Raw genomic sequence first — 14655 nt, forward strand, 5'->3', positions numbered from 1 at the left:
GGCGACAGGGCCTCTGCAGGGTGAGCAGAAAAAGGACACTGCTGGAGACGTGAGGCCCGTCCTGTTTGCTGGTGGGCACAACCTCCGGGCCTCCAGTGCTGAGTGCCGTCTCATTTCCTGGCCGTGAGGGTACACTGGGTTCTGGAGCCAAGCTGTGCCGTCGTCCAGACGAGAAAGAACGCTCAACCCGACCAACCCTTCGATCCAGGCCGCAAGGTGAGGACGGCCTTCTCAGGCGCAAGGGGGCTCAACCGAGTTTGGGCCTATGAGCGCCGATTAGTTTGCCGGACGGGGCAGGGTAAAGCTGAAGGTGGCGCCCTCTCCAGGGCGGCCCTCGGCGGCCCAGCTGCCGCCATGCCGCTGCAGAATGCGCCGCACATTGGCCAGCCCCACGCCGCTGCCGCCAAAGTCCTCAGCCCGGTGCAGGCGCTGAAAGACCCCGAACAGCTTATGCGCGTAACGCGGATCGAACCCCACGCCGTTGTCGCGCACGGAGATGGTCCAGGTCCGCGGCGTGCTCTGCGCCCAGACCTCAATGTGGGCGTGCTCGCAGCGGGCGGTGTACTTCACCGCGTTGCCCAGGAGGTTGGCCAGCACCTGCCGCAGCAGGGCGGGGTCGGCGTACACGGTGGGCAGCGGCCCCACCTCAAAGCGCACCTCGCGCCCCTGAACTTCGGGCTGCAGCTCGGTGAGCACGCTGCGAACCAGGGGGTCCAGCGCCACCTCGCTCAGGCGCAGTTCCTGGCGCCCGGCGCGCGAGAGGTTGAGCATGGCGTCAATCAGGGCGTTCATCTGCGCGGCGGCGTCTGCGATCACCTGCAGGGCCCGCGCCACCTTGGGCTGCGCGCGGGTGTCGTCGTCCAGGGCGCGCGACAGCAGGTCGGCAAAGCCGGCAATGTGCCGCACCGGCGCGCGCAGGTCGTGGCTGACCGAATAGGCGAACGCCTCAAGCTCCTCGTTGGCGGCCTGCAGGGCCTCGTTGCTGCGCTCCAGGTCCAGGGCCGACTGCTGCAGCTGCTGCACACTGCGCGCCCGGCCCAGCGCCAGGGTCAGGCTCTGGGTCACGGCCAGCAGCAGCGTGCGCTCGCCCCCGGTCCAGGGCTGGGCCTCAAACTGCCCCACCGTGAACACGCCCAGTCGTTCCTCGCCCACCTGCAGCGGCAGGCTGGCCAGCGCGCCTGGGGCGTCGAGCAGGTCCAGGCCGTCGGCCTGGGGGTCATAGGCCGCCTGGTAGTAGGGCTCGCCGCTGTCCCAGGGCAACTGCAGGCTCTGGGCTTCTGGGGGCAGCCCCGCGTCCAGGGCGGCCTGAAAGGCGGGGCTGCGCACCTGTCCCACCTGCGAGCGTAGCTGCCAGCGGCTGCCCGCCTGCTCGTAGTAGGCCGCGAAGCCGCGCGGCATCAGCGACAGAATGACTTCCTGCGCCCGCCGGATCAGGGCCAGCCGCTGGTCCTGGGCCCCCAGGTCGGCGCTGAGCTGCGCAAAGGCCTCCAGCGCCCGGGCCTGGGCCTGCAGCGCCGCGTTTTCCTCGCGCAGGCCGGTTTCGTGCAGGGCGCGGTCCAGGGCCAGGGCGAGGCTGCGCCCGACCGCCCGGAAGACGCTGCGTTCGCGCTCGGTCCAGTCGTCGGCCCGCGCGGTGCCCATGGCCAGCAGGCCCGCCGCCGCGCCGCCCTGGTGCATGGGGTACAGCGCCAGCGCCCGGAAGGTGTGCACGCCTGCCACGGCGGGCCCGGCCCAGTGCGGCACAAACAGCACGTCCTGGCCGCCCAGGGCCGCTTCCACGCTGGTGCCCCGCAGCGGCAGGCCCGCGCGCAGCTGCGCCGCCAGCGCCTCGGGCACGCCGCCTGAGAGCACCGAGGCCCGCCACAGCCGCCCCTGCGGCACCAGATAGGCGGCCGACACCGGACCCAGGGTGGCCCGCAGCACGGCCACCGCGCGCTGCGCCAGGGCCGCCACATCGGTGCTGCGCAGGGCCTGCTCGCTGAAGCCTGCAAAGGCGGCCAGGGCGGCGCGCTCAGCCGCCAGTCGCTCGGCCAGGGTGGCCCGGTCCAGGGCGCGGCCCACCACCAGGGCCGCGGCGCGCAGCTGGGTTCGCTCGCGGTCCGTCCAGGGTCCGCCGGGACGCTGAATCACCAGCGCCGCGGCTTCCTCGTCCTGCCCCTGTCTGAACGGCTGCGCGGCCCACGCGGGCTCGGCCCCGCCGCCCCCCAGGGCCAGCTGGTCCTGGCCGCTGGCGCCGGCAGGGACATGGGCGGCCACGGTCCACTGCACCGAAAGGTCCGGCCCCAGGAAGGCGAAGGCACTTGCGGCGCGCGCGCGCACCTCGGCGGGGGTCTGGGCGCCTGCCAGGGCTTGCTGCGCGGTGTCCAGGGCCTGCAGCAGCGGGTCAGGGTCGGGCGGTCCCAGCGTCACGGCTGGGCCCCCGCGGGTCCTGGGCAAGCCGGCGCCCGCCGCGCCCAGAGGGGAACGGGTCGCCAGGGCGCCAGGGGCCGGGTCATCGCCGCGCAGCATAACGCTGCCCCGGGCGCCCGCTGCCAAAGATCAGGAAATGCTCAGGATGGCGCGGGGTGTCCGCCATCTCCATGACCGGAGGCGGTCAGGCGTGTCTGGTGCCTTCTGGTTCAGATTCCGCTGATCCAGATTCCGCTTGGAGGGCCGTTCACCCACATCAAACGGTCCCGGGCCCTGCACAGGCGCCGGGTGCCCACGCGCAGCGAAGTCGCCCGCTGTTGATCTTGTGATCAACCGAGCGGGCCTGAACAGCGGGGCCGTAGAGCGAAGCAGCGAACAAAGGGCCTCGCCCCGAGGGTGGACACGTTTCTGCGCTTTTTGAAACCTTGGCCTGGGAGGGGCGAGGCCCTTAGCGGGGCCCGCGCTGGCCCATAGCACGCTGCAGCTTGCCGCCCTCGCTGCGGGGCAAGCTGCCCACCTCACACAGTTCGCACGCAATGGACACGCCCACCTGCGCCTTGACGAGGCGGATGATCTCCAGGCGCAGGGCGTGGTCAAGCCGCTCGCTTTTCACCCGCAGCAGTTCGTCCAGGTTACCGCTGCGGGACAGCACCAGCTGGTCATGCGGGCGGAGACCGGGCAGCTGGGCCAGCACCGCCTCTATCTGGGTGGAATACACGTTCACGCCCCGCAGCACCATCATGTCGTCGCTGCGCGCGCGAATACGGTCCATGCGGCCCGCGCTGCGCCCAGTGCCGTTCTCGCGCGGCAGCAGGCGGGTAATGTCGCCCGCCGCGCCCATGACAGCGCCGCGCGCCGCCATGACGGGGGCTATGGTCCGAGCGGAGACGGTCTGCTGTGCCGGAACGGCAGGCTGGCCACGCCCCCCGACGCGCCCACTCTGAAAACCGGCAGGCCTCTGGGCGCCAGGCTGGGGAGAGCGCCTTGCTCAGCCGCGGCCCCCGGCAATGCGGGCCGCGTCGGGTGTGCGCGCCAGACGGCGCATGGCCAGGGTGCCCAGCAGTGGGCCAGCGGCGAGCACGGCGAAGACCAGCGGCCAGCCCCCCAGGTACACCAGCGCCGGCACCAGCGCGATACTGCCGGCGGTCAGGGTGAAGCCCAGGGCAAGCTGCGCGGTGAGGGCGGTGCCGACATACGCCGGCGGCGCAATTTCACTGACGATGGCCGAGAACTGCGCGGAATCCGCGATGATCCAGAAGCCCCAGAGCAGGCTGATGACCAGCACTGCCCCCGGCCCCGCGTGTGCCAGCCCCGCCAGCGCCAGCGCGCAGGCCCCGGACAGGGCCATGGCGAGGGTGGTCAGCCGGGTGCGGCCCCAGCGGTCCCCCAGCAGGCCGCCCACCCAGCAGCCCAGCGCCCCCACCCCCACCACCGCAAAGGTGCCCAGGGCCGCGCCCCGCACCGGGTCAGCCGCGCCGGCCCCCCTCAATACCCCACTGAAAAAGGTCGCAAACCACGCCCACATCGCGTACAGCTCCCACATATGTCCCAGGTACCCCAGGGTGGCCAGGCCCACGCCGCGCCCGGTCAGCACCTGCCAGGCCTGCCTGGGCTGAAAGGGGGGCGCGGGGAAGCGGTGCGGCCCGTCGCCCACCCGCGCGGCCAGCAGCCCGCCCAGCGCGGCCATGCCGCTGGTGACGAGAATCACGCGGCGCCAGTCGGCGCCCCCCAGGCCATTGACGAGGTGCGGCAGCGCCGATCCCAGCGTGAGGGCCCCCACCATGACTCCCAGTGCGGTCCCGCGCCCAGTGCGAAACCACGCCGACATGGCCTTGAGCGCCGGGGGATAGACCAGGGCCAGCGCCGCCCCAGTCAGCGCCCGCAGGCCTGTGGCCGCAACTGGCCCCCCAGCCCACAGCAGCCCCAGGTTGGCGCCAGCGGCGAACAGCGCACCGGCCAGGATCAGCCGACGGGGCGCGGCCCGGTCGGCGAGGTTCAGCGCGGCGCTGAGCACCGCCCCCACCACGAACCCCAGTTGCACCGCCAGCGTCAGCCCGGCGGCTTCCGCGTCGGTCAGGCGCCACAGGGCGCGCAGGTGCGGCAGCACCGCTGCTGCCGAGAACCACGGCGCCATGGCCAGCACCACCGCCAGCGCCAGCGCGGCCAACGCCGACCAGCGCCCGGTGGCTTCGGGGGAAGAGGGGGCCATGGGGCGCAGCATAGGGCTCAGGCGGGCGGACACTGTGGACAGGTCCCCGTCCACGGGCGCTCAGCGCGCCTGCAGCCTGGGCCTCGCCCGTGCACCTGGGCCGTGGGGGCAGGGCGCTGGCTTGGCAGGGCCGCTTACCCCCCGGGCGTCTTCGGCAGGGAAAAGCCGAATGTGGCGCCCTGTCCGGGGCGGCCCTCGGCCCACACCTGGCCGCCGTGCCGCGTCACAATCCGCTTCACGGTCGCCAGCCCAATGCCTGCCCCGGCGAACTCCTGCTGGGTGTGCAGGCGCTGAAACGCCCCAAACAGCTTTTTTTGCATACAGCGGGTCGAAGCCGACCCCCTCGTCCCCCACAAAGATGGCCCAGTCCTGCTCACGTTCCTGCGCCCACACGTGCACCTTTGCGTGGCCCGGGCTGAATTTCACGGCATTGTCCAGCAGGTGCCGGACCACCTGTTGCAACGTCGCCGCGTCGCCCTGAACAGTGGGCAACGGCTCAACCGTCCAGGTGACCGGCTGATCCGGGTACAGGAGCGTGAGGTCCTTTTGCACCTGATCCACCACGCGCCCCAGCGAGACCCGCTGGAGGTTCAGCACCGCGCGCCCCGCGTGGGACAAGGTCAGCATGGCGTCCAGCAGCGTTTCCATGCGTTTGGCGGCTTCAACGACCACACCCAGGTGGCGTTCCGCCCGGGTGACCTCCCCGCGGGCCAGGTCCTTCATGGCCAGGGTCACGAAGCCGTCCACATGGCACGGGGGTTCGCAGGTCGTGCGACACGCTGTAGGTGAACGCCTCTAGGTCCTGGTTTAAGGCCTGCAGCTCCGCATTTGACCGGACCAGCTGGGCGTGGCGTTCTAGGCGCTCAATCACCACACCCAGGTGCTGCATGGCGGTTTGCAGCACCGCGCGGTCTGCCGGGCTCCACGCCCGCGATTCAAACAGGGGCATATTGAACAGGCCCCGCAGGTGCCCACCAACAAACAGCGGCAACGTGATGTGGGCCTTCACGTCCTTCGCGACCTCGGCGTCCACATCGGTCCCAGCGGCGTACACCTCCACGAAAGCGGGTTCACCTGTCTGGATCACCTGATCGAAGCTGGGCGTCTGGCCCACCGGGAAGCCGGCGTCCACCAGCGCCTGCATCTCGGGGGAGGTGGCCGAGCCTGTCTGAACGCGCACCCGCCAGCGGCCCCCCTGCGCTTCGTAATAAAGCGCGAAGCCCGGCGGCAGGAGCTTCAGGATCAGCCCCTGCGCCCGCCCGATCAGGGCCAGGGGGTCGGCCGTCTCGCCTTGGTCCTCGGTCAGGTGCAGCAGGGTTTCCAATTCCTGGGCGCGGCGGTTCAGGGCGTCCCGTTGTCCCGTTAGCTGCCGCGCCTGATCGGCGCGCTCCAGGGCCACGCTCACAGCGGTATTCCGTTCCGCCCTGGGGAGGGAAGGACCCCCTCAACTCCACTCCAACCACTGTCTGTCGCGGTCACTCGCTCCGCTCGCCCCACAAGACCTGAACGGGAACCCTTCAGGTCTTGTAGTCACCGCTATCAGGGGTCAAGGGCGCTCCTCACCCGGCCTGTCCGCCCCGGCCATCCTGGGTGAGCGCGTCTCCACATCCGACCAAGCTCAGCGACACCAGGGCGGCGCGGGTAAGCGGCCGTGGGTGGCCGTACAGCGTCCGGCCATCGCCGGGCCTCCTTTTCTGTTCGTGCTGCCGGCAAAGTTCACCGCGCAGGACCGTTCACAGCCGCCAGACCAGTGCGGTCGCTGCCCGCGCCACGCGCTGCGCCGCCTCTCCTCCCGGTGCAGCGCGCCTGACCGTTGACCCCATCAGCGTGCCGCTGGTTTTGGAAACCGCAGGGAGAAAATGGCGCCGTCCCCAGGCTGGCTCTGGGCCCAGATCTCGCCGCCGTGGCGCTCGATGATGCGCTTGACGTTCACCAGCCCCAGGCCAATGCCCTGAAATTCCTTTTCCGGGTGCAGCCGCTGAAAGGCGCCAAACAGCCGGTGCGTGTATCTGGGGTCGAACCCCACGCCGTCGTCCTGCACAAAGACCACCCAGCTGCCCTGCTCCTCGCGCGCGCCCACCTCAATGCGCGCCGTTGCCCGGCCCCCGGTGTACTTGACGGCGTTGCTGAGCAGGTTCTCAAAGGCCAGCTGCAGCAGGTCGGCGTCGCCCTGCAGCACCGGCAGGTCACCAGCCACCCAGTCAATGTCCCGACCCTGGGTCTCGGGGGCCATGTTCGCCCAGGCCCGCAGCACCACCTGGGCCAGATTCACCGGCCGAATCTGTAGGGCGCGCTGCGACACACGCGACAGGCCCAGCAACTCGTCAATCATGTGGCCCAGCCGCGTGGCCGAGGCGTCCAGGACATCCAGCATCTGCCGGTCGTCGGCATTCAGCCGTTCCTGGCCCCGCCGGCGCAGGAGGCCCAGAAATCCCTGCAGGTGGCGCACGGGCGCCCGCAGGTCATGCGACACAGCACCGATAAAGGCGTCCAGTTCGCTGTTTTCCTGCCGCAGGTCGGCGGTCTGGGTGCGCACCCCCTGGGCCACCTCGGCGTCCAGGTCACTGGCGCGTATCTCGGTCAGTTTCCTGTCCGTCACGTTCTCGTGCAGCACCGTGGCGTAACGCTGGTCATCACTGCGAAAAGGCTTGATGTGCACGCAGTACCACCGCTGTTCGTCGGGACTGTGGCAGGGGTATTCCAGCGAGAACTCGGGGCTGGTGCCGTCAAGCACCGCCCGCAGACCGCTGGCGACGGGCCGCCCCTCGTCCGCACAGGGCCCCTGCGCCCGGTCGCACGTGTCCAGGTAGTTGGCCCCCACACTGCAGGTTTCGGGATCACCCCCATTGGCCTGCATGAAGCCCTGCCACGCCGCATTGGTGGCGCGGATAACGCCGCCCTCATCCACAATGGCGATGGTGTCTGAAAGCGCGTCCAGGGCTGCCTGCAGGGCCTGAACCGGCAGACTCATGGTGGGTGGGGTTGGTCTGGTCACAGCCGTCTCTGAAAGATATTCCACCAGAAAGTGCGGTGTCTTGCCTTGGGCGCGCATTGAGCTGTGAATCAGCTTCCGGGGGCCAGGGGCCTTGGAGGACTGGGTGGGGCCCAGCGCGCACTCGGCGCAGCGGTCCAAAGCCGTCGCCATGAGGGGCGCTGCAGCGCAGGCCCCGGCGCATGCTGCTGAAGAGGTTTTCAGCGGTGGCTGCCTGGGTCCATCCCGGTTGAGGCGGGGCCGGAGGGCCGTGCTGCCCGGCAACGGGAATCGTCTGCGGAGGGAATTGAGGCGCTGGAGGCCGTTCAGATCAGTCCAGGCCGGGGTGGTCAGGGGCGCGCCCGCGTGCAGCCGCATCTGCGGCTCGCCCACCACCAGGGGCTGATCGTCCAGCATGGTCCGGATACAGAGCGTCTCAGGGCGGGGGTTGTGCGGCTTTTGCCCCTGGCCCAGCAGGTTCGGCATGGCCACGGGAGCGCGCAGTTGGCGGGCCCCGAGGCGGGTGGCCCCCTCGTCTGGCCGCCCAGGCGTCACGTGGCACAGCCCAGGCAGCGGGAACGGCAGGATGCTGGCGTCCATCCTCAACAAGACGCCGGGTCCACAGTGTGGCCCTGGGCCCCTGGAGCCACCGCAGCGCTGCGGCACACTTGGGGGTCTTCTCATTCCCCATCCCGCAGTTGCACCAAGGCAACCAGACCCAGATTCACACGGACGCCGTGCCGGGGTGCCTACACTACGTCTCAGCCATGGTTCCACCCCCTGCGCCCGCCGCAGCACCCTTCAGCGTGCTGGTTCTGATCGTTTCTGCCCACACCCTGGAGGCGGCCAGGGCGGTGCTGGCCGAGCTGCCCCCGACCCGGCGCGCCGCCGTGCTGCTGGTGTTTTCGGGGGCAGCCCATGAGGCGGAGGCTGGATGGGCGGCCCTGCGGCGCCTGTCTCCATGCCCCATCGGTGAAGCCGCGCACGGCACCGTGCTGGAACCGGGGGGTGTCTATGCCGCGCCGCTGCGCCCAGGGCTGGAAGTTCGCCCGGGCCTGCGCTGCGTCTTCACCCCGCCAGACGACGGGCCCTCGCTGCGCCCGCTGGACCAGCTGCTGGCCTCGCTGGCCCTGGGTGCGGGGCCGCGCGCCCTGGTGGTGCTGCTGGACAGTGGGGGAGAGGCCGGTCACGATGGCGCGCGGGCCCTGCGCGGTGTGGGCGGCACTGTGCTGGTCCAGCGGCCGAACGATGCGGCCCCGGGCCCGCTGCTGGCGGCCGCCACCCTGACGCTGTCGCCAGGGGTCCTGGGGCCCGTGGTGGCTGATCTGCTCGAAGGCCGCTCCAGCACGCGGGGCGAGGCCACGGCCGACGTCCGCGCCAGCGAAGAGAAGTACCGCGCACTGTTCACGCAGATGGACGAGGCGTATGCGGTCGTGGAGGTGATCAAGGACGGCGCCGGGCGCTGGGCCGACTTTCTGTTTCTGGAGGTGAATCCGGCGTTTATGCGGCACACGGGGATGCCCTACCCGGTGGGGCGCACGGGCACCGAACTGCTGGGCACCCCCAACCCCCGGTGGGCCGAACTGTACGGACAGGTGGCCGAAACCGGGGTGGCCCTGCGCGTCGAGGAGAGTGAGCGGACGCTGGGCCGGGTGTTTGACCTCAACATCTTCCGCCTGGGCGGCGAGGGCAGCCGTCAGGTGGCGGTGCTGTTCACGGACGTCACTGAACGCAAGCGCCGCGAGGCGACCCGGGAACTGCTCGTTGCGCTGGCCACCGACCTCAGCCAGCCCGCCAGCGAGGAAGCGCTGGTCCACACGGTTGGGGCCAAACTCGTGGCCCACCTGGGGGCGACGTGTTACCACTACGTGGATGTGGACGAGGACCGCGCAGAGGTGACAGTCCGGCACTTCTGGCACGCGCTGGCGGTGCCCCCGGTCCTGGGCACTTTCCCGATAGACCGCTTCATGGCGCCGGATGACCTGCGCCGCCTGCGGGCCGGGGAAGCGGCGGTTCTTTCGGATGTCCAACGCGAGCTGTCCGGGGACACAGGCGCCGCCGCAGTGCTGAAGGCCGGGGCCGAGGCCCAGAGGATCGGCGCCTACGTGGCCGCGCCCTACAGCCAGGACGGGCGCTGGAAAGCCTACTTCGCCGTGGCCCACAGCGAGGCGAGGCCCTGGACAGAGGCCGAAATTGACCTGATCCAGGAAGTGGCGGGGCGCCTGTTCCCGCGCATTGAGCGCCTGCGGGCTGGGGAGGCCGGGCGCGCGTCTGAGGCGCGGTACCGCAACCTGGCCGAGACGGTGCCCGCCATGGTGTGGGAGGGCAGCGACGAGGCGGTGGACTACTTCAACCGGCGCTGGTTCGATTACACCGGGCTGGACCGGGCGGCCGGACTGGGCAACGCGTGGCACCGCGTGGTGCACCCCGACGACGCGGCCGAGGCGCGGCGCCGCTCGGATAAGGCTGCGAGCACGGGCGCCGTCTACGAGATGGACTACCGCCTGCGCCGCGCCGACGGCCAGTACCGGCGCCACCTGGCGCGCGCCGTGCGGGACCCTGCCACGGGCCGCTGGACCGGCACCGCGCTGGATATCCACGATCTGTCCGAGGCGCAGGCGGCGCTGCAGGCCAGCGAGACGCGCTTTCGCCAGTTCGCCGAGCATTCGGGTGACGTGCTGTGGGTGTGGAACGTGGCCGGTCAGCGCGTCGAATATGTCAGCCCGGCGGTGGCGCGGGTGTGGGGCGTGGCGCCAGAGCAGGTCATGGCCGACATCTGGGCCCTGTACGCGCTGGTTCACCCGGCCGACCAGGAAGGGTCCCTGACGGCCATGCCCCGGGTGCTCTCGGGCGAGACCGTTACTCAGGAGTACCGCATCGTGCGGCCAGACACCGGCGAGGTGCGCTGGCTGCGCGACACGGCTTTTCCTATCCGGGACGCTTCGGGCCACGTTCACCGCGTGGGCGGCATTGCCCAGGACGTGACCGAGCAGAAGGCCGCCGAGGCCGCCCTGCGCGCCTCGGCGGAGCGGCAGGCGTTTCTGCTGCGGCTCAGCGACGCGCTGCGGCCCCTCACCGAGGCCGGGGACATCGAGAACACCGCCGCCCGGGTGCTGGGTGAGCACCTGGGGGCCACCCGCGTCATGTACGCCGACATTGAGGGGGGGCCCGGTGCAGAGGTAGGCACGCTGCGGGGGCAGTACCACGCCGCCGGGGCCCCGGCGGCGCCCTTTCCGGCGCGCTACCGCTACGACACCTACGGCGAGCGCGTGATGGCGCTTCGCCGGGGTGGTGAGACCATGGTGGTGACCGACGTGACCATGGACCCCCGCTTTGGCCCCGCCGAGCGGGCCGCGTGGGCCGGGGGCGGGGTCCAGGCCGCCGTGACGGTGCCGCTGGTGCGGGGCGGCCGTTTCGTGGCCGACTTCGGTGTGCAGAGCGCCGCGCCGCGCGACTGGTCAGCGACTGAGATCGCCCTGGTGGAGGCGACGGCCGAGCGCACCTGGGCCGCCGTGGAGCGGGCCAGGGCCGAGCGTGCCCTGCGCATTTCAGAAGAGAAGTACCGCACGCTGTTTGACACGATGGCCGAGGGCTTTACCGTCTGCAGCGTGGAGCGCGGCGCGGCGGGACAGGTGACCGACCTTGTGTACCGGGAAGTGAACCGGGGCCTGGAGCGGCAGACCGGCCTGGAGCGCCACACGCTGCTGGGCCGGCGGCTGTCCGAGGTGCTCCCAGACGCCGACCTGCAGCGGTGGCTGGCGCGCTACAGCGCGGTGATTCAGAGTGGTGAGCCCGCGACCTTCGAGGAGTACACCGAACTGCTGGACCGCTGGTTTGCGGTCAGTGTGTACCCGCGCCCCGGGGATGAGCTGATCGTGTTTTCCCACGACGTGACTGGGCGCCGACGGGCCGAAGACGTGCTCCGGGCCAACGAGGAGCGGCAGGCGTTCCTGCTGCGCCTGAGTGACGCGCTGCGGGCAGAATCCGACGTCGACGGGGTGGCGAACCGGGCACTGCGCCTGCTCGCAGAGCACCTCCATCTGGACCGCTGCTACGTGGCGGCGTATCTGCTGGCCGAGGACTGGGGCGAGTTCACGCATCAGGTGGGCAACGACCGGGTGCCGCCTGTGCCCAGCGGCGTGCGCCTCTCGGATTTTCCAGAGGCCCTGCGCGCGGCGCTTGACCGCACGCTGGTCATTGACGACGTTACGCGCACGGCGGGCCTCTCTGAACAGGACCGGCAGAACATGAGGGCGCTGGGCATGGGGGCGCTGGTTGCCGCCACCCTGCGCCGGGGGGAAGGGCGTCCACTCTGGGCCATTGTGGCGATCTCCGCACAGGCCCGGCGCTGGACGCCCGCCGAGATCGCGCTGCTTGAAGAGGTCACCGAACGCACGTGGGCGGCCATGGAGCGCACCCGGGCGGAAGCGGCCGTACGTGCCTCGGAAGGCCGCTTCCGGGCCGTGGCCAACCTCGTGCCCGATCTGCTATGGGAAAGTCGGCCTGGCGGCTTCTCCACGTGGCACAACGGGCGCTGGCTGGCCTACACCGGACAAACCGCCGAACAGGCACTGGGATGGGGCTGGACAGAAGCCCTTCATCCCGAAGACCGCGCAGAGGTGGCCCGGCGCGCCCAGCAGGCGGGACAGGCAGGCGGGCCCTTGCGGCAGGAATACCGCATCCGCCGACATGACGGGGCGTACCGCTGGTTTGTGGTCAACGCGTTTCCGCTGCCGGATGAGCAGGACGGGGTGGTGCGGGTGTATGTCGCGGCCACAGATATTCACCACCTGCGAGAGCACTCCGCCGTGCTGGAGGCCAGGGTTGAGGAGCGCACCCGTCAGCTGGCCGAACTCAACGCCGAACTTCAGCTGCGCACCCGGGCGCTCGAGGCGTTCGCGGCCCTGACGCGCAGTCTGGCCTCGCACCTGAACCCGTACGCCCTGATTCGCCTGGGCCAGGATGTGGCCCTCTCGCTGCTGCCAGACGGCTACGCCACGTATTACGAACCCGTGGGGTCCCAGTGGCTTCTGCGCGCCCAGGCCGGCGAGATGCGCAGTTCCGCGCTGCAGGCGGCAGTGAACAGCGGCCTGCAGCAGGGCCAGGTGCCCAGTCTCGACCAGCCCTGGACCAGCGGTGAACCCCTCTTTCAGGACCAGTACGCGCCGGATGCTGATGGACTGGGTGCCCTGGAACACGGCACCAATGCGGTGGCGACGCTGCCTCTGACCGTGGATGGCCGTCAGGTGGGGGTGTTCGCCGTGGCCCTGTTCGGTGCGCGGCTCTGGTCAGGGGCGGACCGGGCCGCGCTGGAAACGGTGGTGCGCAACCTGGGGCTGGCGCTGGAGCGGGCAGGGGCCGTTCAGGCCCTGGCCGAGGAACGCGAGGCCCTGGCCGCGTTCGTGCGCTTTACCGAACTGACCGCCGACACGGGGGACGTGGACACCCTGGCGCGGCATGCGGCTGAGGTGCTCCGGGCGGTCTTGGGTGTTCGCAACGCCGTGTATTTTGAGCAGGAAGAAGGCCGCTGGAAAGTGCGCTACGCGTCAGGCGCCCTCGCACCGGAGTTTGAGCCGGAGCTGCGCCGCGGCCTTCCGGGCAGCGCCCTCAGTTTCGCCCTGGTCACCGAGCGCCGTGAACCGATGTTCTTTGAGCCCTGGGACGCGGCGGCCGACGGGCTCCCGGTTGCGGAAGTGTACCGGGCTGCCGCGCGCTACCCGCTTTTTCCGCAGGACCATCCTGTTGGGGTGCTGGGCATGGCGATGACCGAGCGCGCCGCCTGGACCGAGCGCGAAAAGGCCGTGTTCCGCGCGGTGGGCGACAGTTTCCGCCTGGCGCTGGAGCGCGTGGCGCAGGTGCAGCAGTTGGAGCGGCAACGGGAGCGCCTGGCCGACCTGAACGCCGAACTGGGCAACCTGATTACCCGCACCGCCCACACCCTTGAAGCCCCGGCCCGGCGGTTGGGCCAGCTGCTGGAGTCGGAACAGGTCTTGGACCACCTGCCACTTCAGGACGCAGACAGGCTGGGGGACGAGGTCCTGCGGCTCAGGGGCGTGGCGGCCGATCTGAGGCAGCTGGCCCAGCTTGAGCAGCAGGCGGTGCACAAAGAGCTTCTGCCGCTGGGCGAGGTCTTTGCGGCGGTGCAGGCGGACGTGGCGGCCACGCCCAGGGGCGAGCGGCTGCAGTGGCGCGTAGGGCCCCTGCCCATTGTGCGGGGGGACCGCGCCCTGTTGCGGCAGGCCCTGGAGGTCCTGATGACCTTTACCCTGAGTGAGACGCGCGGCGCGAGGACCGTGACGGTCGAGAGCCGGGAGGTGGACGGCGAAGTGCATGTGACGGTAACTGACGACGGCTTGGGGCTGACCGGAGAGGAAGCGGCCACCCTGTTCGACCTCAGCGTGCGCACTGATCAGCGGGTGCCGGTCCTGGAGGGCAGCGGCCTGATCCAGATGCGCCGTATCCTGGCGCGGCATGGCGGGTGGGTGTGGGCGGAGGCGCAGCACAGCGGCAAAGTGGTGATGGCGTTTCCCAGAGACGAGGCGGTCAACGAGCTTGAAGCCCTGTTCCGTCAGGACAGGCCCGGCCAGTAGCGCCGCTCTCGCCCCGCTGCTGTCTGCCGCGTCCCAGGGTTCTGGGCGAGGCGCGCCCTGACCGGCTGGTCTAGGGCAAGCCTCACCCCCAGAGCCTCACCAGTGCGCTACTTGCCCAGTTGCTGGGGGCCTTGCCCTGCCGGCGCCTGCCCGGTGTGGTGCCGTTCTCGGCCACCCTGCGGGCGCTCCTCGTGGGGCCCGCCTACTCTAGGCAAACTGCCGTGATCCCGCCACGAATTTTTTCCGGCAGGGGGACGCAGGGCGCAGGCAGCGAACGGCTTTGTAGAGGGCTCTTCTTGGATTGCGGAGCGCTGATGTGGACTGCCGTCCATCTCCGTGTCAGCCAGTTCCTTCCTGGATGTTCTCCGCCTGCGGCGCCATTCCAGCCCACTCCCCGGAACTCCGTATTTTCTCCTCTCCCTCTGCTGCGCTGCCCGGTCAACTTCCGTGACGGAATGTTTCGGAAGACGTATGAT

General features: G+C 70.5%; 7 protein-coding genes and 1 pseudogene. 1 reads left to right on the forward strand and 7 read right to left on the reverse strand.

All coding sequences use genetic code 11. The features are described from left to right. Positions 1-276: 276 nt before the first annotated feature. The 7 genes and pseudogenes from K7W41_RS23490 to K7W41_RS10140 form a co-directional block, all read right to left on the reverse strand. Positions 277-2409: an ATP-binding protein gene (locus tag K7W41_RS23490; protein ID WP_318010906.1), complete on the reverse strand. Its 2133-nt coding sequence runs from the start codon at positions 2407-2409 to the stop codon at positions 277-279. Positions 2410-2857: 448 nt separating this feature from the next. Then, a complete protein-coding gene (locus tag K7W41_RS10120) occupies positions 2858-3271 on the reverse strand; it encodes a phenylacetate--CoA ligase family protein (RefSeq protein ID WP_224607590.1) in 414 nt (137 codons plus the stop codon). 126 nt (positions 3272-3397) lie between these two features. Beyond that, on the reverse strand, positions 3398-4618 hold the full coding sequence (locus K7W41_RS10125) for an MFS transporter (protein ID WP_224607593.1): 1221 nt from the start codon (positions 4616-4618) through the stop codon (positions 3398-3400). Between the two features lie 134 nt (positions 4619-4752). Continuing rightward, a complete protein-coding gene (locus tag K7W41_RS10130; protein WP_224607596.1) occupies positions 4753-4938 on the reverse strand; it encodes an ATP-binding protein in 186 nt (61 codons plus the stop codon). 64 nt (positions 4939-5002) lie between these two features. Continuing rightward, positions 5003-5341, reverse strand: a pseudogene (locus K7W41_RS23795) (ATP-binding protein); the annotation flags it as partial. Continuing rightward, positions 5280-6023 carry a GAF domain-containing protein gene (locus K7W41_RS10135; protein ID WP_224607599.1) on the reverse strand — a complete coding sequence of 248 codons (744 nt, stop codon included), beginning with the start codon at positions 6021-6023 and terminating at the stop codon, positions 5280-5282. The gene K7W41_RS10135 and the pseudogene K7W41_RS23795, both read right to left, overlap by 62 nt. 417 nt (positions 6024-6440) lie before the next feature. After that, a complete protein-coding gene (locus tag K7W41_RS10140; protein ID WP_224607602.1) occupies positions 6441-7589 on the reverse strand; it encodes a sensor histidine kinase in 1149 nt (382 codons plus the stop codon). A 767-nt stretch (positions 7590-8356) separates the two neighbouring features. On the opposite strand from K7W41_RS10140, the gene K7W41_RS10145 reads away from it, so the two are divergent. After that, entirely contained in the window at positions 8357-14179 is a 5823-nt protein-coding gene (locus K7W41_RS10145) for a PAS domain S-box protein (protein ID WP_224607605.1), read from the forward strand. The last annotated feature ends 476 nt before the right edge of the window (positions 14180-14655 follow it).

The organism is Deinococcus multiflagellatus, assembly GCF_020166415.1.
Taxonomy (GTDB): domain Bacteria; phylum Deinococcota; class Deinococci; order Deinococcales; family Deinococcaceae; genus Deinococcus; species Deinococcus multiflagellatus.